Below are 21529 nucleotides of genomic sequence, written 5' to 3' on the forward strand. Positions count from 1 at the left end.
TTGGCGACCATTACGCACTTTGGATACTCGGTGGTACGCCGCCATTTAGCGCTAGTTCGATTTGGGACTAGAGGCTGCTTGTGCTTCTACGTTTTGCTCATGCTTCGCCGTAATTGACTCGGCAATTTTACGTGCTGTGTCAGCAGGAATCGCCCCCACTACCGTCACTTCAAGCTGAGCATTATTTACCAAACTCAGTAAATGGGTTGCCCCTTGTCGCACTAACTGTTGGTTAAGATCATTAGTACGCCCTGCTTTGGCTATATATACCGATACCTCAACCAAACCGTTAGACAACATTAAATAATCTACGGCTTGTTCGGTAATCGGCAACTTATGAGTATCTTGCGAACTCAGCTCAAATCCGTCAGGCAACCAGCCTAACTGCCAAGGCAAAGGAGGCTGAGGCTTAGGATAAACATCCGCAACAGACATAACTGGTGGCAAAGAAGCCGTTGCCAGCTCATTAATGAGTAGACCGGGTTGCTCACCTATCGTTAGCGCCACGCCCATGCTTTGTTCAACCACACTGGCATGGTTCGATAAGGTATCAAGCTTCACCAGCAAGCCACTTTCTTCATCTAACCACAGCGCATAACCATAGTAGCCAGGCTCTTTAGGTACCAAGCGTACTACCTGCGCTACACGCCCTAATACACGACTACGCCCTGCAAACACAGCATCATAATGTTCTAATATGGGAACGAGAGGTACAACTTGTAGCCGATAAAAAAGCCCCGGCAGGTTGGCACCTTTCAGGGTATAACCACTGTGGTTGGCATCAAAAAAACTGGTTTTATTATCACGTTGTACAAACTCTCTTGGCCGCCCATTAAGGTGAGTGAGATGGGTCAGTATCTTGCCATTAAGGTGGCCACGAGTTAAACGCTTAGGCTCAAGTTGCCCTTGGCTAAACTCAATGAGGGTGAGTTCAAAGTTAAGTTGCTGATAAGCTTGCTGCATTCTTTGTAATGCAACCTCAGCTGAATCTTCTTCAGCCATTACAGAGCTAGTAACTAGCCCAATAATCATCAGAATAGCGGCTTGTAACCCCTGAATTCTCAAACTTATTACCTTTCGCTATGGCGCAGTCGTTGCTGCAACTCGTGATCCATTAGCAGCTCATGAATACGACGTTGCTGCTCTAAACGCGTTTGCTCACTCACCTGCTGAGGTGACTGTGTTTGATAATTTAAGCTAACTGGCGCAGCCCCACCATTAAGTGGAATAGTATTAAGCACAGGTGATTGTAAATCTTGTTGGCTATATTGTTGCACGCCCACAATAACGGCGGCCGACACAGAAGCCGCAACCGCAAACTGCCCAATGTAGCGCAGCATAGGGGACACTTTACCAAAGCGTGGCCGTACCACTTTGGCACTTTGCGCCTGAGCGTGCATATCGACAGGGGCTGCGTCAGCCAATGGCGGTTGAGTTGCAGGAGCGCTCACCAAGCTTGGCTCACTCGCTAACGCCATGGCAATGTTATCACTTACATCTAGCTGTATATCTTGGGGCAAGTCATTGCGTAGCGCATCGCCATACAAATGGTAGCGGCCAAAGGTATCAGCCAGCTCTTGATCATCACTTAATTGCTCAAGCAAGACCTTATCTTGGATCTCGCCATCTACCAGTGCTGAGATCTGCTCTTTATTTGCCATCACATCTGCCATAACAATTATTCCTCGTTCAACCCTGAAGTAAAGGCTGGACTCGCTTATCTATTGCCTCGCGCGCTCGAAAAATTCGAGAACGAACTGTGCCAACTGGACAGTCCATCACGCTGGCAATATCCTCATAGCTCATCCCTTCTAGCTCTCGTAAGGTTATCGCCGTTCTTAGATCCTCCGGCAATGTTTCTATCGTACTAAACACCGCACGCTTGATCTCATCCGATAACATGAGTCGTTCTGGTGACGCCTGATCCCGTAAGCCGCTGCCACCATCATAATATTCTGCATCTTCAACTTCGACATCTCGCCCTGGTGGCCGCCTGCCTTGCGCCACTAAATAGTTTTTGGCGGTGTTAACGGCAATGCGATATAACCAAGTGTAAAAAGCGCTATCACCGCGAAATCCAGCCAAGGCTCGATACGCTTTAATGAAGGCTTCTTGTGTCACATCAGGTATGTCTCCTGAGTTAGACACGTATCGAGACACTAGGTTCGCCACTTTATGTTGATATTTTTTTACCAGCAGGTTGTATGCGTTTTTATCGCCACGCTGTACTCGTTCAACCAACTGCTGGTCTGTTAAATTATCGCTCATGCGAGCCGCGTAGCCTCCGAATAATCCGATACATTACTGCACCAGCACGTAATAAACGCACCCATATAGACTATAGATGCCGACAAAAGTTCTAAAATATTCTGAACTCGTTTGAGAATGGCAATTCTGGCTGCACCTGTTGCCCGCTTGGGATAATATAGAAAAACTATCCCTATTGACCCAATGATACTTATGAAGGATCCCGTTGAATACCTTTGCGACGTACTCATCATTGGCAGTGGTGCTGCTGGGCTGTCTCTGGCATTAAAACTGGCCGATCATGCTAATGTTCATGTGCTTAGCAAAGGGCCACTTGCCGAAGGCTCCACCTTATACGCCCAAGGCGGCATTGCCGCCGTGTTCGATAAAACCGACAGTATTGAGTCTCATGTTAATGACACCTTAATTGCCGGTGCCGATTTATGCGACCCTAAAGTGGTTGAGCTTACCGCCTGCCAAGCCCCCTTGGCCATACAATGGTTAATTGACTTAGGCGTCCCCTTTGATACTGAAGAGTCTACTCTAGCACAACCTTCTTATCACCTTACCCGAGAAGGTGGCCACAGCCACAGGCGTATTTTCCATGCTGCTGATGCCACAGGGCGAGCCGTACAACTCACACTCAATCAACAAGTCCAGCAACATCCTAACATTCATATTCTAGAACGGGTTAATGCCCTTGATTTAATTACCAGTGAAAAGCTTGGGCTATCTCACTCACAGAAAGACAATAAAGTGCTGGGTGCCTATGTATGGAACCGTGATAAAGAACGGGTAGAAACCGTGCGCGCGCGCTTTATTGCCATGGCCACCGGCGGCGCATCTAAAGTATATCAATACACGTCAAACCCAGACGTAAGCTCAGGAGATGGCATAGCCATGGCCTGGCGTGCAGGGTGTCGGGTGGCCAATATGGAGTTTAATCAGTTTCATCCCACCAGCTTGTTTCACCCCGACGATAGTAACTTTTTACTGACCGAAGCGCTGCGCGGCGAAGGTGCCTTACTTAAACGCCCCGATGGCAGCCGCTTTATGCCCGATTATGACGAACGTGGCGAGCTGGCTCCTCGCGATATTGTGGCCCGCGCCATTGATCATGAAATGAAGCGCTTAGGTGCCGAGTGCATGTTTTTAGATATTAGCCATAAAGCACCCGACTTTATTCTTAAGCACTTTCCCACCATTTATGAACGTTGCTTAAAAGTAGGTATCGACATTACTCGCCAGTCTATGCCCGTTGTGCCGGCCGCACACTACACCTGCGGCGGTGTTATGGTGGATGATAAGGGCCAAACTGATATTGCCGGTTTATATGCAATTGGTGAAGTTTCTTATACAGGCTTACACGGCGCCAATCGCATGGCGTCTAATTCATTACTTGAATGTATCGTGTTTGCCCGAGCCGCAGGCCAAGATATATTGGCTAAATTAGCCACCACTCCTGAACCGCCCATTTTACCGCTGTGGGATGAGAGTAAAGTGGCCGATTCAGATGAAGAAGTGGTGATCCACCATAACTGGCATGAATTGCGGTTATTTATGTGGGATTACGTGGGCATAGTACGTTCTAACAAACGCTTAGAGCGGGCCAAGCGGCGCATCGACTTATTACAGCAAGAAATTCAAGAGTATTACGCCAACTTTCGGGTCAGCAATAACTTGCTCGAATTGCGCAATTTAGTACAAGTGGCCGAGCTTATCGTTCGTTCAGCCATGGAGCGCAAAGAGTCTCGCGGGCTGCATTACACTCTGGATTACCCCGAGCAACAGGACAATCCCAAACCAACAATATTGAAACCTGAATAGCCAATTGGGCAGTGCGGTACTGCCCGTTTCAATATGGCTTGGAGCTATCGCTTGGGCTTTTCCGCCAGTAATACCTGTTGCGATAAACGGCGAAACGTATCGTCAGACACGGCGTCTTGAAATAACCAAAAGGGGCGCCAAATATCGCCTTCTAATACCAGCAATAAAAAGCCAGGCCCAGCACGACTGTAAGTGGATAATGGCCCGCTACGGCCATTTAGGCTCAATACACCTTGGTTATACTCCCCTTGTAACTGGTAACCTGTACTGCGATAACACAACACAATAGACACCAATATCCACACAGGCATAAACCAAATAAGTCGTTCGGCTGTTAGTAGTAGGCTGGCCGGTAACCACCATAGACTGGCGGCAGCCACCAAGTAACAAGCATGTAGCCTAGACGCTTTAGCGCTGATTACGAATCTGGTTGCGCTCAAGGATATATTCTACCATCGCCTGAAAGTCGGCATCTTCAGATTGCTGATGGCCCATAAACCAAGCAAATAAATCCGGATCATCGCATTCTAATAAACGACGAAAGGTCGCTTGATGCCCCTCACTTAAGTCATCATATTCATGTTCAACAAATGGACCTAAAATAACATCCAGTTCTAGCATGCCACGACGGCAAGCCCAAATTAAACGCGGTTTATCAGAAGAATTGAGCATGCTGGTATCCAAAAAATAATATAAAGCTCATAGTATAAGGTCTAGTGAGTACTGACAAATGTGTTGGTCATCTTTACCATTAAGGTCACACTTCATTCATTAACTATTATTTAAGGGGAGCGCTATGTTGACTCTTTCTTCTTCTCCCGTACTTTATCCGCTCACCGATAGAGCCGTCATTAGCCTTACCGGTGAAGATCGCGTTAAGTACCTACAGGGCCAAGTGACCTGTGATATAGACCAGCTTGAACTGGGCGAAGCCAGTTTAGCGGGGCACTGTGACAGCAAAGGCAAACTATGGGCGTCTTTTTGGCTGGCAAAGTTAAACGAACAGCTGGTATTAGTACTCAATAACAGCCTTATTGAGCGCCAGCTACCAGAGCTTAAAAAATTTGCCGTCTTTTCTAAAGCAGAAGTAGAAGACACCTCTGACAACTGGCATGTATATGGTTTGGCCGGAGAAGGCTTATCGCAATGGCTGAATGAAGAGTTAGAGGGTGATAATCAGTGGCCTGGCGGCGGCGTGGTTATTCCGGTGGCCGCTGAACATGCCTTGTTACTCCTGCCTGCCAGCACCGCAACCCCAGATTTAACACAAGGCGACGAGCAAGAGTGGCAAGGACTGATGATTCAAGCCGGGCTGCCAGATATGAGTGCAGAACATCAGGGCGAATATATTCCACAAATGCTCAACTTACAGGCACTTAACGGCATTAGTTTTACCAAAGGCTGCTATATGGGCCAAGAAACCGTAGCGCGCGCTAAATATCGTGGCGCCAATAAAAAAGCCATGTTTGTATTAGCTGGCCACAGCGATGAACCGATTAGTGTTAACCAAGATATAGAAATGCAACTGGGAGAGAACTGGCGCCGAGCCGGCACTGTGCTAAGTGTGTACCAAAAAGACGGCGCCTGTCAGCTGACCTCTGTGCTCAATAAAGGCCTTGAGTCAGATGCGGTATTTAGAATTAAAGGCCAAGACAACAGCCGCCTGTCTTTACAACCTTTGCCCTACGATCTGATAGACTAAGGCTCTGCGCACTTGAGTTATCAATGCCGCACTGTGCGCCATAACAGTGCGGTTATCACAATAAGGAGTTGAAATGCGTACTACAGCCGACCGTATTCGCCATACCTTAGGGTTTGAGTTTATCGGTCTATTTATTTTCACCCCCTTTGCGACCTTAGCCTTTGGCTACAATATGTTTGAAATGGGGGCCATGGCAATAGTGGGCTCTATTATTGCCACCGTCTGGAACTATATTTACAACTTACTCTTTGATCACGCCATGGTAAAACTGCGTGGTAGCGTACATAAAAACACCCCGATTCGGGTCTTTCACGCTTTATTATTTGAAGGCGGTTTACTGGTGTTTTTCTTACCCATGATTGCTTGGTATTTTAGCATCACCCTTTGGCAAGCCTTTACTATGGGCATTGCGATGTCGGCGTTTTACGTTATTTATGCGTTCGTATATAACCTGCTATACGACAAAATATTTCCTATTCCTAACACCCACTCTTTAGCCAGAAACTAATAATAGTCGCCCCTTATTTTTTATTTAAGCCATTGTCATTCAATGGCTTTTTTATTTCATCTTATCACCCGGTGTGTTGGCTGAATGATCCTCAGTTTCTTCAACGCCCTGTGCATCAAAGCGCTCATAAGGCCACCAATCCGGATGATGTACACGCACATAATCTAACATGCCTTCACGTAAGCGCATTGCCATAGACCAAGCACTAGAAGGATCGGGAGACATCGCATAAAAGGATATCTCTTGCCCCCAACGGCTATGTTTGGTCACATTAACCGCCAGCGTATTATGATCAATGACCCCCTCATCTTGCTTCGCCATCTCAATAAAGGCATCTCGCAAGGGGCGAATATCCGCTTTATGATCCAAAAATAAGGTAATGGTTTTCATAATGCGGGCATCTTTTACCGACCAGTTTTCAAACGGCTGTGACACAAAGTGTTTTACCGGCACGATAATTCGCCGCTCATCCCAAGTGCGCAAACGAATAAAGGTATAAAAAATACTTTCTACATAGGCCCAATTGCCTTCAAATAACACACTGTCTCCTATGCGTACCGGTTTAGCTAATGCAATTTGCAACGAGGCCATAATGTTTCCCAATACCGCCTGCCCGGCAATCCCTAATAGCACTGTCATTACACCGGCTGAAGCCAGCAAAGAAATCCCTAACGACTCAAATAAGTTCAGCTGAATCAACACCACTATGATAGATACCGCCACCATAACCAGTACGACCACGCGGCGCAGTGCATAAATAGAGGTATACAACTCACGCTCTTTTATACTGCGGGTATCATCAATTTCCCCAATCACCCGTAAAGTCACGCGATTCAAGATGGCATCAATCACATTCAATGCCGTAATGCCGAGCCCAGAGACAATAATAATGATCAAAAATGGGCGCACAATATTGGTCGCGGGCCCAGAAAAAGACACCCCCATCTTAAAAAAGAGTTGAGCGGCTATGGCCATCACCACCAAGGCTAACGGCACCCGTACTTTTTCGGCGGCTTGGCGCAAAATCGCGCTTTTAGAGTAGCGTCCTAACCAATGAATGATGCGGTTAATCACATACCCTAACCCTAGTAATATGCACAGCAATATTGGCAGCGCTACCCACTCCCAAATGCGCAAGCCTCCCATGCGCTGCTTTAGTACACTGGGTATATAAGCTTCAAATATATGCGGACCAAATGCATCATATAAAATAGGGATATTTTCCACCGTTTGCGGCGTAAATAGCCAAACAGGATCAGTATTTTCTGATTTATAGCGCCCCAAGCGAATCTCGTATGTTTGCCCTTTTAGCTTAACCATTTTTAAGCCAATATCGCGCCTTGCTTGGCCTGCTAGCGGATGGTTTGCCGGGCCTTGATCCCGCATGGCATCTGGTCGAGCCGATAACCCAGACCAATCAATCCAAAGTTGGCGATCAATCACTAAGCCTAATTGCCGAGCAAGGTCAGCGCCGTCGGTACGCCTATCAGCAGGGGGTAAATCGGCTAAATTTAAAAAATCAGCCGCTTTCTTATATTCCCCAGCTTCGGTCAGTGACACAAAATTACGTACCGTCTCTCTTGGCGTGCGCCTATTAATCCCCGCAGCCGGCGTGGCCTGAGTGGCGGTAGTTTCGGCTTCATACCAAGTAGAAGTCGGCTCTTCTTCTGCACTAAATACGGTTAGCGACACCACATAAAGTAACCCCATCAACAATAAGCGAACCACATCAGCGCCCCTCATAAACCACTCGCCTTTGTTGAAAGTCATATGAGTGTCAGGCTCAGTCCCGGTAAGCCAAGCTGTGATACGACGGATATAACCTTGTGGTGTCTGACTGGCAATGTGCTTCATTCGCCGTCCTCATCAAATTAAAACTCATACTTATGATTATGCTGCTTAAAGAGCCATAATGACAAAGCAAAAAAAACGGCCCTAATAAGGGCCGCTGTTAATATCACCTTGATATAAGGTTACGAGTTAACCTCTTCTTTTGCCGACGTTAATGGCAAGTCACCTTCGTTAACAGGATCAGGGTTACCTTCCATTTTAGCGACTATAGTGTTGACTGCTGTATCCCCCACCACATTAGAAGAGGTACAAAACATATCATTAATACGATCAACCGCCATAATGATTGCCATGGCTTCAATAGGCAGCCCCATTTGCAGCAATAACACCCCTGCCATAACCACAGCGCCCCCGGGTACACCACCCACACCCACCGACATCAGCAACACCGTAAAGCCAACAGTTAATAAATCACCGGTCGGAATAGGCGTGCCAGAGATGTTAGCGGCAAACATCGCAGCCAAGGTAATGTAAATCGCCGAGCCCGACATATTAATGGTTGCCCCTAATGGCACACCAAAACCGGCAATGGCTCTAGACACACCTAACTTATCGGTTAGGGTACGCATAGTCACTGGAATAGTGGCATTGGAGCTGGCTGTAGATAAAGAAAACAATAATTGCTCGCGGGTTGCTTGGCGAAACACCTTAGGGCGAATACCGGTAAACATCCATACCGCCAACGGGTACACCACTAAAATCCAAAATGCTAATACCAATACCACTAGGCCAACATAACCGGCCACCGACATTAAGGTGTTCGCTTCAAGGGTAGCCCCTAAGCTAATCATAAGTGCAAAAACACCATAAGGCGCCAATGTCATCACTAAGCCAACCAGTTTCATCATAACCTGATTAGCCACCCGAAAAGTACGCATTGCTGGCGCACCACCACTGCCCATTGCCTGAATCGCAAGCCCGGTAATAATGGCCATAAAAATAATTTGCAACATATCGCCAGATGCAAAAGCTTGCACCGGATTACTTGGCACAATATTAATTAATAGTGCGCCAATATCTGGGGTTTCTGTAGTGGCAAGCTCTACTGTTTTAGAAGCGCCATTGGGTAAGCTTGCTCCCATACCCGGCTTAAAGATTTGCCCCACCAAAATAGCAGCGGCAATAGACAGCATGGTATTAACAATATATAAACCAAAGGTTTTGCTGCCCAAACGACCAAAACTGGCAATATCTCGTAACTCACAAATGCCCGTTACAATAGAAATATACACCAAGGGCACCACCATCAGTTTGATCAATGACACAAACATGCCACCTAATCCTTCAGCTACCCCCACTATGTTATTGTTTAAAAAGGTAATATCAGCAAATAGATACTGAATAACGCTACCAATGACCAGACCGACAAATAGGCCGACAAAGATGCGAGTAGAGAGAGAACCTTGCATGGTGTATTCCTTAGTAAGGCAAAACAATACTGTTGCTAAATGCACTAAAACAGCAATGACAACTACCAAATAAATATTTTTCAGAATTTTACATTTAAAAAACAGCTCAGCAACCAAATAACTGCCACAGGCCACCACTCCGTGACATAGATCACAAAACTTAGTGAGCAAGATCCAACATTAAGTTTGATAGCCATACCATTAACACTATATTTTTTTACATTTTGTGACCGACTATAAAGCTCAGCTATTGCTTTACTTCGCAACAATAGTCATGGTGGCTTAATCAGCATTAGGCCACGCCTTGGCGAGCAACTCACAGCCAAGCGCGACCTATAAAAACAATCAAGTTACAGTGGCTAATATAGTGCGATAACACCTTGTCTATACTGCCCTTATTGTCATCGCTCTAGCCTGTGCTTGTGGCTGGAGTTTGGCCTCTAACCTTCAATAAAGTGAGGCATGATATGCACAAACCACAACCTAGCTTTACTCTAAAAGAATATCGGCAGCGCTTAGCTAAAGTAAGAGCCGCCATGGCACGGCGCAATATTCAAACGCTGATCGTCCACGACCCCTCTAATATGGCCTGGTTAACAGGTTACGACGGCTGGTCGTTTTATACGCCACAAGTGGTGGTGGTTGGTCAAACAGGAGAGCCGCTTTGGTATGGCAGGCACATGGATGCAAGCGGCGCTAAGCGCACCGTTTACTTGCAACCAGAAAATATTACTTACTACCCCGATTACTATGTAATGAACCCCTTGCTGCATGCTATGGAGTACCTAGCCAACCAGGAGCTTAAGCCTCGTGACTGGGCTTATGGCAATATAGGGGTGGAAATGGACAATTATTATTTTAGTCCTACTGCCTATTTTTCTTTACGCGACAACCTGCCTGATGCTGAGCTAGTAGACGCCACCGCCTTGGTCAACTGGTGCCGCTCTATAAAATCAGCAACCGAATTACGCTATATGCGCATTGCCGCGCGCATTGTCGAAAATATGCATCAAAAAGCGCTAGAGATCATTGAGCCCGGCTTACCCAAAAACCAATTAGTGGCCGAAATTTATCGTACCGCCATGTTAGGGGACGACGGGCACTACGGTGATTACCCGGCCATTGTGCCCATGCTCCCCTCTGGCAGAGATGCTTCCGCTCCTCATTTAACTTGGGACGAGCGCCCTATTAATCTTAATGAAGGCACATTTTTAGAGCTGGCCGGTTGTCATCGTCGTTATCACTGTATTTTGTCGCGCACTATTTATCTGGGCCAACCCACAGACAACTTTAAACGTGCCGATGATGCACTTAATGCTGGGTTAGAAGCCGGCCTTGCCGCTGCCAAACCGGGTAATAGATGTGCCGATATTGCCGATGCACTTAACTCCACCTTAGCCAAATACGGCTTTAACCGAGAAGGGGCTCGCTGTGGTTACTCTATTGGCTTAAGTTATCCACCTGACTGGGGTGAGCGCACCATGAGTTTGCGTAATACCGACCAAACGATTTTAAAGCCCGGCATGACCTTTCACTTTATGCCTGGTCTTTGGTTAGATGATTGGGGCATGGAAACCACAGAAAGCATAGTGATCACCAAAACGGGAGTAGAAACCCTAAGCCAATATCCAAGACAGCTGTTTGTTAAAGAGTGATCACTGACGGGTGACAGAAAAGGCGGTCAGCGTAAGCAGAGGGAGCAGCCATTTTATGCGTTTAGATAAGTACGACTTACATATTTTACAAATATTGCAGCAACACGGGCGCATTACTAAATCTGGCCTTGCCGAGGCCATTAACTTATCGATAAGCCCGTGTTGGGAGCGCGTAAAACGCTTAGAGAAAGCCGGTATCATCGAAGGCTACGGCGCTCGTATTAACGCACAGCTACTGAGCCCTAAAACGCCCGTGTTAGTGGAAATTAGCTTAAACAACCACAGCGCCAGCACCATGAAGCACTTCGAACAAACCATGGCAAACTGTGAGCAGGTAGCCGACTGTTACGCCACCGGCGGCGGGGTCGATTATGTGTTACGCATTTTGTGTGATGGTATTGATCAATATCAGCGTTTAATTGATAGCTGGCTCGACTCCGACTTGGCCATTGATAAGTACTTTACTTACATAGTCACCAAAACCATTAAACACGAAAGACCCCAGCTGTGAGCTGTCAGCCGTCAGTTAAAACACAGCGCCAAGCTAAAAGAAAATACCGCCTACGAAAAGCCGGAGCCACCCTTTGGTCATTGCGAGGAGTGAAACGACGCGGCAATCCAGGCCCTTCGGGCAGCGATCAGCTTTAAGCCGTCAGCTATCAGACAAACAAACAAAAAACAAACCGACCGCAGAGCGGCCATAAGCCAACAAACAGACGCTGGTGGACTGACAGCTTACCGCTGATAGCTGACGGCTTTCTTTTAGCACTCCCCTTCATACCCACCATCAGAAAAAAGCCACTGTTTATCATCAACAAACAGAAGAAACACACATTTTTAAGCCTGCTAACAAAAAGTAACCTAAAACAAACTCAGTACACTCATAGGCATAGCAAGTCAGCACAGACTTGCCACCACCCAGCTTATTGATTTAGGCCCAGCAACACGAGGTGCGCTTATGAACTTACAACTCCAACCCATAATCACCAGCAAAGTCACCGACGCCATCATGCCGTATTTAAAAGATCCGCGCTTAGTACGCGAGCTGGCCTATATCAATGGCAAGTGGGTGCACGGCCAACAAGACATTGCCGTTATCAACCCTGCTAACGAAGACGTGATTGGCCACTGCACTCAGCTTGAACCTTTACAAGTACATCAAGCCATTACCGCGGCCGAGTCTGCTTTTGCTCCTTGGAAAGCACTCCTGCCCGATGAGCGTGCCGATATGCTCATGCGCTGGCACGACTTAATTTTAGAAAACAAAGAAGATCTCGCCACACTCATGGTATTAGAGCAAGGCAAGTCATTGAGCGACGCCCGTGGCGAGGTGGATTACGGGGCCTCTTTTGTGCGCTGGTTTGCCGAAGAAGCGCGCCGGGCCAATGGCGACACCCTACCCAGCCATATTCCCAATGCCCAACTGGCAACAATGCGTGAGCCCATAGGCGTGGCGGCACTGATCACCCCATGGAACTTTCCCCATGCCATGATCACCCGTAAAGCCGCCGCCGCATTAGCGGTAGGTTGTACCGTGCTTATTAAGCCTGCCAGTGAAACCCCTTTCTCTGCACTCGCCTTAGCAGAGCTCGCTGAACGTGCTGGTTTTCCGGCTGGGGTTTATAACGTCATTACCGGTGATGGCAGCCAAATTGGTCAACTGCTTTGTCAGGCCGAAAACGTACGCGCCTTATCGTTTACCGGCTCTACTCGAGTGGGCAAAATATTGCTGGAACAAGCAGCCAACACAGTTAAAAAGTGCTCCATGGAGCTTGGCGGTAACGCACCATTTATTGTGCTGCCCGATATGGACATTACCGCTGCGGCCAAAGCGGCAGTTGCCGCTAAGTTTCAAACGGCTGGCCAAGACTGCTTAGCCGCCAATCGTATTTTTGTGCCTAACGCGTATTACGAGGAATTTTTGACCGCATTTGCCGAAGAAATGGCGCACATTAAAGTTGGAAATGGCTTTGATAAAAGCGTAACCATGGGCCCACTTATCTTTCGCGAAGCGGTCGATAAAGCCCAAGCCTTAGTTGATGATGCCATTGCTAAAGGCGCACGTTTAGTGGCAGGCAGCCAAGACAAGGCTCCGGGCAGCAATTTTTTTATGCCCACCTTGTTGGCCGATGTGACGCCACAGATGAAGGTATTTTACGAAGAAAACTTTTGCCCTGTAGCAGGCGTACTTGCTTACGAGGATATCCCAAGCCTAATTGCTCAAGCGAACAATACTGAATATGGACTTGCAGCCTATGTATATGGTCACGACATTCGCACCATTTGGCAGTTATTGAGTGGGCTAGAATTTGGCATGGTCTCAGTTAACTCAGTCAAAATGACCGGCCACAGCATTCCCTTTGGTGGCGTTAAGCAATCTGGCCTCGGCCGCGAAGGCAGCCGCCATGGGTTTGATGAGTATAGCCAAATTAAATACTACTGCCTCGGCGGACTCAATGGGTGAAGGGTGAAGAGTAAAGGGGACGACATTTAACACTATCCCCAGAAAAGCTATTTTTGCCACGGAATACACGGAAGAACACGGAAAAATCAAGTTAACAGACAAACAAATTTCTACTTGGTAAGAGCTTAATAAAAGAAGTATCTATTTCGCACTTACTTTATTGCTCTACGTCCGTGTATTTCTGTGTATTCCGTGGCCAAGCAGTCTTGTATTTTAAAGAGCTATGGCTACAAGGAGTGCGTTATGACATTAGATACTCAAAAGTGGTTAGAAATGGACCGGCAAAACATCTTTCATGCCTCCACTCACCTTAAACAATATTCCAGTGGCGAGATAAAGGGACGCATTATTACCGGTGCACAAGGCATTCGTATTACCGACTCCACCGGTATCGAGCTTATCGATGCCTTTGCAGGACTCTACTGTGTGAACATTGGCTATGGCCGTCTTGAAATGGCCGAAGCCTTATACGAGCAGGCCAAAAAACTGGCCTACTACCACACTTATGTGGGTCACACTAATGAGGCCCTGATAGAGCTTTCAGAGCGCATCATCAAAATGGCCCCCGCTGGCATGAGCAAAGTCTATTACGGCATGTCGGGCAGTGATGCCAACGAAACACAAATGAAATTAGTCTGGTACTACAACAATGTGCGCGGCTTGCCACAGAAAAAGAAAATTATCTCTCGAGACCGTGGCTACCACGGCTCGACTATTGCTGCGGGCTCACTAACAGGGTTAGACACCTTTCATGCTCATTTTGATTTACCTTTGCCACGGGTAAAGCACACTCTCGCACCTGTTTATTATCACAGAGCCGATCACGATATGAGTGAAGGTGAATTTTCTCAGCACTGCGCTAATGAGCTAGAAAAAATGATTTTGGCTGAAGGGCCAGACACCATAGCCGCCATGATAGGCGAGCCGGTACTGGGTACAGGCGGCATAGTGCCACCCCCCGAAGGCTATTGGGCTGCCATTAATCAGGTGCTAAATAAATACGATATTTTATTAATTGCCGACGAAGTCGTCTGTGGCTTTGGCCGGCTAGGATCCGATTTTGGCTCTTTACACTACGATATGCAGCCTGATTTAATGACCATTGCCAAAGGGTTAACTTCAGCTTACCAGCCTTTATCTGGAGTGATTGTCGGCAATAAAGTCTGGAAAGTACTAGAAGATGGCACAGATGCTTGGGGCGCTATCGGTCACGGCTACACTTACTCTGGCCACCCTATGGGAGCCGCGGCAGCCTTATGTAATTTAGATATTATTGCTCGAGAAAATTTAACCGACAACGCCCGCGTGACAGGCGCGTATCTTCAGCAACGTATGCAGCAAACTTTTGCTGATCATCCGTTAGTTGGCGACACTCGGGGTGTGGGGTTAATGCACGCTTTGGAGTTTTCTAGCAACAAACGTCAGCGCCAAGGCTTTGATCCAACATTAAAAGTAGGCCCACAGATTGCTGCCGCCTGCTTAGAGCAAGGCCTTATTGCCCGCGCCATGCCTCACGGCGATATTTTGGGCTTTGCACCCCCGTTAGTGGTCAGCAAAGACGATATAGACGACATAGTCGAGCGCACCGAAAAAGCCGTGCATAAAGTCACCGATCAATTAGTGCGCAGTGGAGCTCTTAAAACCCAAGACCCTGTCACAGCCTAGTTTTGGTTATTAAAGTTAAGTATTGGTTATTAAAAAAGCACGGCTCTTAACCGCCGTGCTTTTCCTTTTAAGCTTCAAAAAATATTACGCTAATCCCTCAATGGCCATCACTTTTTGCACCACAGGATCGGCCTTCATTTGCGTAAAGTGTCGCGCAACATTTGGGTAATCGGTTAGGTCATTTTTAAGCACCTTAGTTGCCCAGTAGCAGTAAACAAAGGCACAAGCATCCACAATGCCACGTTCATCTTCTAAGTAGTAATCGCGGCTGGCTAAATGAATATCCATGCGCTTTAGCAAAGGCGCAACTTGAGCAGGCACCGCGGCTTTAATGGCTTTTTTTGCCTCTAGGCTGGTGTCTGTAGTGTATTTTTCTGGGTTAAAAAAAGGTGCAAAGGCACGATAGAGATCAGCATTAAAAAAGCTTAACCAATAGTCGCACTGACTTTGCATAATAGGATCAGAGCCTGGCCCTAAATGTTCACCTGCAGGTAACCGAGCTAAATAACGCAAAATGGCACTACTTTGATACAAGGCTCCGAGTTCTTCGGTGAACAGCACAGGAACGGTAGCCAAGTAGTTAATTTTTATAAACTCAGGATCTCGAGTGTCTGCCAATTGCAACTCATAAGGAACTTCCATCCATGCCAGCATAATATGGGTAGCCAGCGAGCAAGTACCGGGTCTGTAATATAGTGTAATCAAATTTATTGTCTCCTAGTTCCTTTAGGCCGCTAAACATTACTGTTAAGCTCGGTCGCTATATTTAGTCTTCTATTACCAGCAACATTTTCTTTAGCAAGGCCGCTATTTGTCGCTGTTCATCATCTGACAAGGTATTAGCCAATTCAGATTCCGCAGCTAGGTGATGCTTAACGGCTTCTTCTATTACCTTAAATCCCTGCTCAGTTAAGGTCACAATCACACCTCTGCGATCATGCTCTGCCTGCGTTCGGTTGACCAGCCCTCGACTTTCAAGTCGGTTAATGCGATTAGTAAGCGCACCGGATGAGATAAGTACCATGGTTTGCAATTGATTAGGCGATAGCTGAAAACTAGGTGGATGACGGCGTAAGGCGGCTAATACGTCAAACTCACCCACGTTAAGATCGTAGTGAGCCAAATCCTGCAGTACTCGACGCGTAATAAAGTATTCTAAGCGCACAATGCGTCCAATCACTTCGGTACTGTTTAGCGCTAGATCGGGCCGAGCTGATTTCCATAAGGTAACAATACGATCAATTTGATCTTCTTGAAGCACAGAGAGCGCTTGCTTTTCAGAAGGTAGCTTTTCATCTTGTCCATTTTCAGAAACATTTTGCATTTGATGATCATCCGTTGTCATTAGCTACTGGGCTATATGGTGTTGCTGCTTTTATATCAAAATCCATTAATTTTAGCATAAACAATCGCATGGCTGAGTAAAGAGACAGGTTTCTCGTACAGATAAAAATCACCGAAAGTCGCCTAAGGCCTGCACTGATCGTTTAATGACCGTGATAGTTGCGTTATACTCTGCTGGTTTAGCAAAAATGATATAAATAAGCCAACTGGGAGAATAAAAAAGGTGAGCCTGTTAAAGAACCTATTGCTGGCCGGTGCTGCCGCCGCCGCGTTAAGTGGTATGGCTTATGCCGCCAACGAAATGTCGCCAGAAGCGATTAGTGAGCGTACCAAGCCGGTAGGAAACGTTTATACCGCAGCCGATCTCGAAGGCATTATTGATTCAGGTACAGCTAAGAGCAATGACGAGCCAGCCGGCCCGCGCTCTGGTGAGGCCGTGTACACTGCATCTTGTTCTGCGTGTCATGGTACCGGAGCCGCTGGTGCGCCTATTAAAGGGAATGCCGAGCAATGGGCTTCTCATGTCGCTAAAGGCCACGACACCTTAGTAAAGCATGCGCTAGAGGGCTTTAATGCAATGCCTGCTCGTGGTGCCTGTGTTGACTGTTCAGATGAAGAAGTCATTGCCGCCGTGGACTACATGCTGGATGCCATCTAAGCATTAAGCGATGCGTTACGATTAAAAAAGCCGCTTACTGCGGCTTTTTTGTTTTTCATTCGCCCTTTAACTGACCACTTATAGCTGACGACTTACCGCTGCCCGAAGGGCTTACTTCTTAAACATAGCCCTGAGGTTTGCCACACTCGCTTGGCCTTTTTCCATGCGTTCGGTTTCACTGGGGGGCTTGCGGTTATGTTCCCAGTCTAACTCTTGTTGTGGTAATTCCAGTAAAAAACGACTCGGTTCTGGCCGTATTTGCTCGCCATATTGGCGACGTTCGCGACACAGCGTAAAGGTAAGCGCTTGCTGAGCACGAGTAATGCCCACATAAGCAAGGCGGCGCTCTTCTTCAATATTATCTTCATCTATGCTGCTTTGGTGCGGCAATAAACCCTCTTCCATGCCTACCATAAACACATAAGGAAACTCCAAACCCTTTGACGAGTGCAATGTCATTAGTTGCACTTGTTCGCCATCATCTTCGTCTTCACCGCGCTCCATCATATCGCGTAATGTTAAGCGAATAACCACTTCGGGTAAGGTCATGGCATCTTCTAGCTCTGAACCTTCCAGCATTTGGCTGACCCACTTGAAAATAGTTGACACATTTTGCATGCGCATTTCAGCGGCGCGGGGGCTGGGGGAGCTTTCATATAACCACTCTTCGTAGTTAATATCTTTGATCATGTCGCGTACTGCGTCTTGCGCCCCACCCCGGGCTGCCTCTTCGCCACGGCGCACCAACCAATTACAAAAGGCCCGCACCGCCATTAAGCCTCGGCCATCTAAGGTTTGCTCTAAGCCAATCTCAAAACTGGCAGCAAACAGACTTTTTCCTCGACTATTGGCATAGGTTCCTAGCTTTTCGAGGCTAGTAGGCCCTATTTCGCGACGTGGGGTATTTACCACTCGCAAAAAAGCGTTGTCATCGTCAGGGTTAACCAGCAAGCGTAAATACGCCATCATGTCTTTAACTTCGGTGCGCGAGAAAAACGACGTGCCGCCACTAATTTTATACGGTATACGGTTGGTCATCAGCTGTTTTTCTAGCAAGCGGGATTGATGATTGCCCCGATAAAGAATGGCATATTGGCCAAACTTAGCGCCATTCATAAACTTATGGCCCATAATTTCGGCCACTACTCGCTCTGCTTCGTGCTCTTCGTTTTTAGCAAATAACACCCGCACCGGAGCTTCATAAGCCATGTCAGAAAACAGCTTCTTTTCAAAATCGTGGGGGTTATTGGCAATCAAAATATTGGCGCACTGCAATATTTGCCCGCGAGAGCGATAGTTCTGCTCTAGCATAATGACTTTAAGTTGCGGGTAATCGTCTTTTAGCAACACCAAGTTTTGCGGTCTTGCGCCGCGCCACGAGTAAATGGACTGATCGTCATCTCCGACCACGGTAAAGCGTGCTCGCTCTCCGGCTATCAGTTTCACCAGTTCATATTGGCTGGCGTTAGTATCTTGATACTCATCCACCAACAGATAACGAATTTTATTTTGCCAAAACTGGCGCACTTCATCGTTGGTTTTAAGTAATAAGGTGGGCATTAAGATTAAGTCATCAAAATCCAGCGCATTATAAGCTTTCATTTGCCGCTGATAGCGAGCGTAACACTCGGCAAACAGTACTTGCTCGGGATCTTGGGCAATGCGTGCGGCACGGGTGGGCAATACCAAGTCGTTTTTCCAGTTAGAAATAGTGCTGACTAAACGACTCAGCGCCTCTTTATCACCGTCTAACTCTTGCTCGGTAAGATCTTTTAATAGCGCCAGCTGATCTTGATCGTCAAACAAGGTAAAGCCGGCTTTTAAGTTCAGCGTTTTATGCTCGCGCCGAATAATATCTAGCCCAAGACTGTGAAAAGTCGATACCATTAACCCACGGGCTTCACTCTTGCTTAGGGTTTGCAGCACCCGCTCTTTCATCTCGCGCGCCGCTTTATTGGTAAAAGTAACGGCGGCGATGTTTCGTGCTTTATAGTCACATTTTCGCACTAAATAGGCGATTTTATTGGTAATAACCCGGGTTTTACCACTGCCGGCGCCCGCCAGCACTAGGCAAGGGCCGCCAATAAAGTGCACGGCTTGGTCTTGGGCTGGATTGAGTTTCATAAGGCACTCCGACAGTAAAACAAAAGCGCTATTCTAACGGTTGACGACCTTAGGGGAAAGGCGAAAGCCCTTCTTCGGACAGCTTTAAGCCATCAGCCGTCAGCTATCAGTTAAAGACAAACCACACCGAAAATAGCGACCTCTTTAGGCCGCACTATAGTTTTTGGTCGATTGAAATCGACCCTACAAAAGATCAGAGCTAAACAAGTGTTTGGAGTTTTGTAGGGTCCAATTTATTGAACCAAGCTATCAGCCGTGTAAACCAACGCGGTACGCCTTACGTTAAACAAAAATACGGTTTTTATTTTTCGTACAGCGGTCGGCGTATAGCGTATGGCGCATAGCTATGTTTATGCTTTACTCTTGTTGCTTAACCGCACATGATCTTACCTGTCGCTTATTTACCTGAATTGATGATGCCACTCGATATAGACAAACTTAGACTCGACTTTCCTATTTTGGCCCAAACTGTGAATGGCCAGCCGCTGGTGTATTTAGATAACGCTGCCACTACACAAAAGCCGCAAAGCGTGCTGGATGCGCTTCAGCATTATTACCAACACCAAAATGCCAATGTGCATCGTGCTGCTCATGCCTTAAGTGGTCAAGCCACCCAAGAATTTGAAGATGCGCGTACTAAGGTGGCGACCTTTATTAATGCGCCAGATTCCAAACAAGTCATTTGGACCCGCGGCGCCACCGAAGCCATTAACTTAGTGGCCTATAGCTTTGGTATGCCCCACCTTAAAGCCGGTGATGAAATTTTGCTGTCGACCATGGAGCATCACGCCAATATCGTACCTTGGCAACAAGTGGCGGCCGCCACTGGCGCCAGCATTAAGGTGATCCCATTAACAGAACATGCCGAATTAGATCTAGCAGCCGCCGCTGATTTATTTAGCGAGCGCACTAAACTGCTGGCAGTCAGTCAGGTATCTAATGCGCTGGGGGTGATCAACCCGATTAAAGAACTCATTACCATGGCCAAAGCTGTGGATGCTATCACGCTGATTGATGGCGCCCAGGCGGTGGGCCATTTGCCGGTAGATGTACAGGCGCTAGATTGTGATTTTTATGTATTCTCGGGTCATAAGATGTTTGGCCCCACCGGTATCGGCGTTTTATATGGCAAGCGAGAATTATTAGAAAAAATGCCGCCCTGGCAAACCGGGGGCGAGATGATAAAACACGTCAGCTTTGCGCAAACCACCTTTAGCGAACTGCCTTTTAAGTTTGAAGCGGGCACCCCAAATATTGCCGGTGCTATTGGCTTAGGCGCAGCAATCGACTATATCTCAGGCCTAGATCGCAACGCTGTTGCGGCACACGAGCATCAGTTAATGCAGCAATTAGTGGCAGGCTTAAGTGCCCTGCCCGAGGTGCATATTATTGGCCGCCCACAAGCGGGGGCTGTGTCTTTTATTATGGATGATGTGCACCCGCAAGATATGGCCACCTTATTGGATATGCAAGGTATAGCGGTGCGTACTGGCCACCATTGCGCCATGCCATTGATGCAAGCGCTAGGTTTACCACAGGGCACCCTTCGTGCGTCCATTGCCTTTTATAATACGCCTCACGACATTACCGCCTTATTGACCGGCATAGATAAAGCACGGGAGTTTTTTTAATGCAACCATTTGGCCATACCATTACCGACACTGATATTCGCGGATTATTTGTCGCCGCAAACGGCTGGGAAGCCCGTTATAAAGCGCTGATCAAATTGGCAAAACAGTTACCGCCATTGGCAGATGCCGATAAAACCGAGGCTAATGCCATTCACGGCTGTGAAAGCCAAGCTTGGTTGGTGGCAACAATGGATGATACAGAACATTGGCAACTGCACGGCGATTCGGATGCGCGCATTGTTAAAGGATTAATGGCAGTGGTGCTAGCGGCGCTGAATAATAAGACAGCGCCAGAGATCCAAGCATTTGATATGGAAGCCTATTTCGCTGAGTTACAGCTGCTTAATCATTTAAGCCCCTCACGCGGCAACGGCTTAAGAGCTGTGGTTAGCGCTATAAAACAAAGCTGTCAGCCGTAAGCTGTCAGCTGTCAGTCCACGCTGA

Annotated in this window: 20 protein-coding genes; 10 read left to right on the plus strand and 10 right to left on the minus strand. The window is 47.3% G+C overall.

Going from position 1 to position 21529, the window contains the following annotated elements; all coding sequences use genetic code 11:
- Window positions 1–51: 51 nt before the first annotated feature.
- From J3U76_RS10985 to rpoE, 3 genes are read right to left on the minus strand one after another with little or no spacing between them, the layout of a single operon-like run.
- Entirely contained in the window at window positions 52–1065 is a 1014-nt protein-coding gene (locus J3U76_RS10985) for a MucB/RseB C-terminal domain-containing protein (RefSeq protein WP_243454213.1), read from the minus strand.
- Window positions 1066–1070: 5 nt separating this feature from the next.
- Entirely contained in the window at window positions 1071–1673 is a 603-nt protein-coding gene (locus J3U76_RS10990; RefSeq protein WP_424022309.1) for a sigma-E factor negative regulatory protein, read from the minus strand.
- 16 nt (window positions 1674–1689) lie between these two features.
- Entirely contained in the window at window positions 1690–2268 is a 579-nt protein-coding gene (gene rpoE, locus J3U76_RS10995; protein ID WP_208006013.1) for an RNA polymerase sigma factor RpoE, read from the minus strand.
- Between the two features lie 192 nt (window positions 2269–2460).
- Here rpoE and nadB point away from each other — a divergent pair, with 192 nt between their 5' ends.
- Complete coding sequence (gene nadB, locus J3U76_RS11000; RefSeq protein ID WP_208006014.1) at window positions 2461–4074, plus strand: L-aspartate oxidase; 1614 nt, start codon at window positions 2461–2463, stop codon at window positions 4072–4074.
- A gap of 44 nt (window positions 4075–4118) precedes the next feature.
- Here the strand turns inward: nadB and J3U76_RS11005 are convergent, their stop codons facing one another.
- Together J3U76_RS11005 and J3U76_RS11010 are read right to left on the minus strand one after the other, a co-directional pair.
- A complete protein-coding gene (locus tag J3U76_RS11005; protein ID WP_208006015.1) occupies window positions 4119–4514 on the minus strand; it encodes a hypothetical protein in 396 nt (131 codons plus the stop codon).
- On the minus strand, window positions 4483–4746 hold the full coding sequence (locus J3U76_RS11010; protein ID WP_208006016.1) for an FAD assembly factor SdhE: 264 nt from the start codon (window positions 4744–4746) through the stop codon (window positions 4483–4485). Before J3U76_RS11010 ends, J3U76_RS11005 begins: the two co-directional genes overlap by 32 nt.
- 124 nt (window positions 4747–4870) lie before the next feature.
- Here J3U76_RS11010 and ygfZ point away from each other — a divergent pair, with 124 nt between their 5' ends.
- Window positions 4871–5776: a CAF17-like 4Fe-4S cluster assembly/insertion protein YgfZ gene (gene ygfZ, locus J3U76_RS11015; protein ID WP_208006017.1), complete on the plus strand. Its 906-nt coding sequence runs from the start codon at window positions 4871–4873 to the stop codon at window positions 5774–5776.
- A 73-nt stretch (window positions 5777–5849) separates the two neighbouring features.
- Window positions 5850–6284 (plus strand): PACE efflux transporter, encoded by a 435-nt coding sequence (locus J3U76_RS11020; protein WP_208006018.1) that lies wholly within the window; start codon window positions 5850–5852, stop codon window positions 6282–6284.
- A 51-nt stretch (window positions 6285–6335) separates the two neighbouring features.
- On the opposite strand, the gene J3U76_RS14730 is transcribed toward J3U76_RS11020, so the two are convergent.
- A complete protein-coding gene (locus J3U76_RS14730) occupies window positions 6336–6836 on the minus strand; it encodes a mechanosensitive ion channel domain-containing protein (RefSeq protein WP_424022310.1) in 501 nt (166 codons plus the stop codon).
- A gap of 1421 nt (window positions 6837–8257) precedes the next feature.
- The gene (locus J3U76_RS11030; RefSeq protein WP_208006020.1) at window positions 8258–9544 is read right to left on the minus strand and encodes a dicarboxylate/amino acid:cation symporter; all 1287 of its coding nucleotides are present in this window, start codon (window positions 9542–9544) and stop codon (window positions 8258–8260) included.
- A gap of 467 nt (window positions 9545–10011) precedes the next feature.
- On the opposite strand from J3U76_RS11030, the gene J3U76_RS11035 reads away from it, so the two are divergent.
- The 4 genes from J3U76_RS11035 to J3U76_RS11050 all read left to right on the plus strand — a co-directional run bounded on the left by J3U76_RS11035 (window position 10012) and on the right by J3U76_RS11050 (window position 15328).
- The gene (locus J3U76_RS11035; RefSeq protein ID WP_208006021.1) at window positions 10012–11199 is read left to right on the plus strand and encodes a M24 family metallopeptidase; all 1188 of its coding nucleotides are present in this window, start codon (window positions 10012–10014) and stop codon (window positions 11197–11199) included.
- A 55-nt stretch (window positions 11200–11254) separates the two neighbouring features.
- A complete protein-coding gene (locus J3U76_RS11040) occupies window positions 11255–11710 on the plus strand; it encodes an Lrp/AsnC family transcriptional regulator (RefSeq protein ID WP_208006022.1) in 456 nt (151 codons plus the stop codon).
- Window positions 11711–12157: 447 nt separating this feature from the next.
- Window positions 12158–13663, plus strand: coding sequence for an NAD-dependent succinate-semialdehyde dehydrogenase (locus tag J3U76_RS11045; protein WP_208006023.1), 1506 nt, complete (start codon window positions 12158–12160; stop codon window positions 13661–13663).
- A gap of 243 nt (window positions 13664–13906) precedes the next feature.
- Window positions 13907–15328, plus strand: coding sequence for an aspartate aminotransferase family protein (locus J3U76_RS11050; RefSeq protein ID WP_208006024.1), 1422 nt, complete (start codon window positions 13907–13909; stop codon window positions 15326–15328).
- Between the two features lie 84 nt (window positions 15329–15412).
- On the opposite strand, the gene J3U76_RS11055 is transcribed toward J3U76_RS11050, so the two are convergent.
- Both J3U76_RS11055 and J3U76_RS11060 read right to left on the minus strand, forming a co-directional pair.
- Window positions 15413–16033, minus strand: a complete 621-nt coding sequence (locus J3U76_RS11055) for a glutathione S-transferase family protein (protein ID WP_243454214.1) — start codon at window positions 16031–16033, stop codon at window positions 15413–15415.
- 61 nt (window positions 16034–16094) lie between these two features.
- Window positions 16095–16652 (minus strand): MarR family winged helix-turn-helix transcriptional regulator, encoded by a 558-nt coding sequence (locus tag J3U76_RS11060; protein WP_208006025.1) that lies wholly within the window; start codon window positions 16650–16652, stop codon window positions 16095–16097.
- Between the two features lie 300 nt (window positions 16653–16952).
- On the opposite strand from J3U76_RS11060, the gene J3U76_RS11065 reads away from it, so the two are divergent.
- Window positions 16953–17330: a c-type cytochrome gene (locus J3U76_RS11065; protein ID WP_208006059.1), complete on the plus strand. Its 378-nt coding sequence runs from the start codon at window positions 16953–16955 to the stop codon at window positions 17328–17330.
- Window positions 17331–17441: 111 nt separating this feature from the next.
- On the opposite strand, the gene rep is transcribed toward J3U76_RS11065, so the two are convergent.
- A complete protein-coding gene (gene rep, locus J3U76_RS11070; protein ID WP_208006026.1) occupies window positions 17442–19454 on the minus strand; it encodes a DNA helicase Rep in 2013 nt (670 codons plus the stop codon).
- Between the two features lie 416 nt (window positions 19455–19870).
- Here rep and J3U76_RS11075 point away from each other — a divergent pair, with 416 nt between their 5' ends.
- Window positions 19871–21085: an aminotransferase class V-fold PLP-dependent enzyme gene (locus J3U76_RS11075; RefSeq protein ID WP_208006060.1), complete on the plus strand. Its 1215-nt coding sequence runs from the start codon at window positions 19871–19873 to the stop codon at window positions 21083–21085.
- Window positions 21085–21504 (plus strand): SufE family protein, encoded by a 420-nt coding sequence (locus J3U76_RS11080; RefSeq protein ID WP_208006027.1) that lies wholly within the window; start codon window positions 21085–21087, stop codon window positions 21502–21504. Before J3U76_RS11075 ends, J3U76_RS11080 begins: the two co-directional genes overlap by 1 nt.
- The last annotated feature ends 25 nt before the right edge of the window (window positions 21505–21529 follow it).

The organism is Oceanisphaera pacifica (genome assembly GCF_017498065.1).
In the GTDB taxonomy this organism is placed as follows: domain Bacteria; phylum Pseudomonadota; class Gammaproteobacteria; order Enterobacterales; family Aeromonadaceae; genus Oceanimonas; species Oceanimonas pacifica.

Coding starts and splice junctions, on each gene's coding strand:
- J3U76_RS11060 (WP_208006025.1), bottom strand. CDS start 16,652: ATGCAAAATGTTTCTGAAAATGGACAAGATGAAAAGCTACCTTCTGAA.
- J3U76_RS11075 (WP_208006060.1), top strand. CDS start 19,871: ATGCCACTCGATATAGACAAACTTAGACTCGACTTTCCTATTTTGGCC.
- J3U76_RS11040 (WP_208006022.1), top strand. CDS start 11,255: ATGCGTTTAGATAAGTACGACTTACATATTTTACAAATATTGCAGCAA.
- nadB (WP_208006014.1), top strand. CDS start 2,461: ATGAAGGATCCCGTTGAATACCTTTGCGACGTACTCATCATTGGCAGT.
- ygfZ (WP_208006017.1), top strand. CDS start 4,871: ATGTTGACTCTTTCTTCTTCTCCCGTACTTTATCCGCTCACCGATAGA.
- J3U76_RS11080 (WP_208006027.1), top strand. CDS start 21,085: ATGCAACCATTTGGCCATACCATTACCGACACTGATATTCGCGGATTA.
- J3U76_RS11065 (WP_208006059.1), top strand. CDS start 16,953: ATGGCTTATGCCGCCAACGAAATGTCGCCAGAAGCGATTAGTGAGCGT.
- J3U76_RS11045 (WP_208006023.1), top strand. CDS start 12,158: ATGAACTTACAACTCCAACCCATAATCACCAGCAAAGTCACCGACGCC.
- rep (WP_208006026.1), bottom strand. CDS start 19,454: ATGAAACTCAATCCAGCCCAAGACCAAGCCGTGCACTTTATTGGCGGC.
- J3U76_RS11030 (WP_208006020.1), bottom strand. CDS start 9,544: ATGCAAGGTTCTCTCTCTACTCGCATCTTTGTCGGCCTATTTGTCGGT.
- J3U76_RS11020 (WP_208006018.1), top strand. CDS start 5,850: ATGCGTACTACAGCCGACCGTATTCGCCATACCTTAGGGTTTGAGTTT.
- J3U76_RS11050 (WP_208006024.1), top strand. CDS start 13,907: ATGACATTAGATACTCAAAAGTGGTTAGAAATGGACCGGCAAAACATC.
- rpoE (WP_208006013.1), bottom strand. CDS start 2,268: ATGAGCGATAATTTAACAGACCAGCAGTTGGTTGAACGAGTACAGCGT.
- J3U76_RS11035 (WP_208006021.1), top strand. CDS start 10,012: ATGCACAAACCACAACCTAGCTTTACTCTAAAAGAATATCGGCAGCGC.
- J3U76_RS11010 (WP_208006016.1), bottom strand. CDS start 4,746: ATGCTCAATTCTTCTGATAAACCGCGTTTAATTTGGGCTTGCCGTCGT.
- J3U76_RS10990 (WP_424022309.1), bottom strand. CDS start 1,673: ATGGCAGATGTGATGGCAAATAAAGAGCAGATCTCAGCACTGGTAGAT.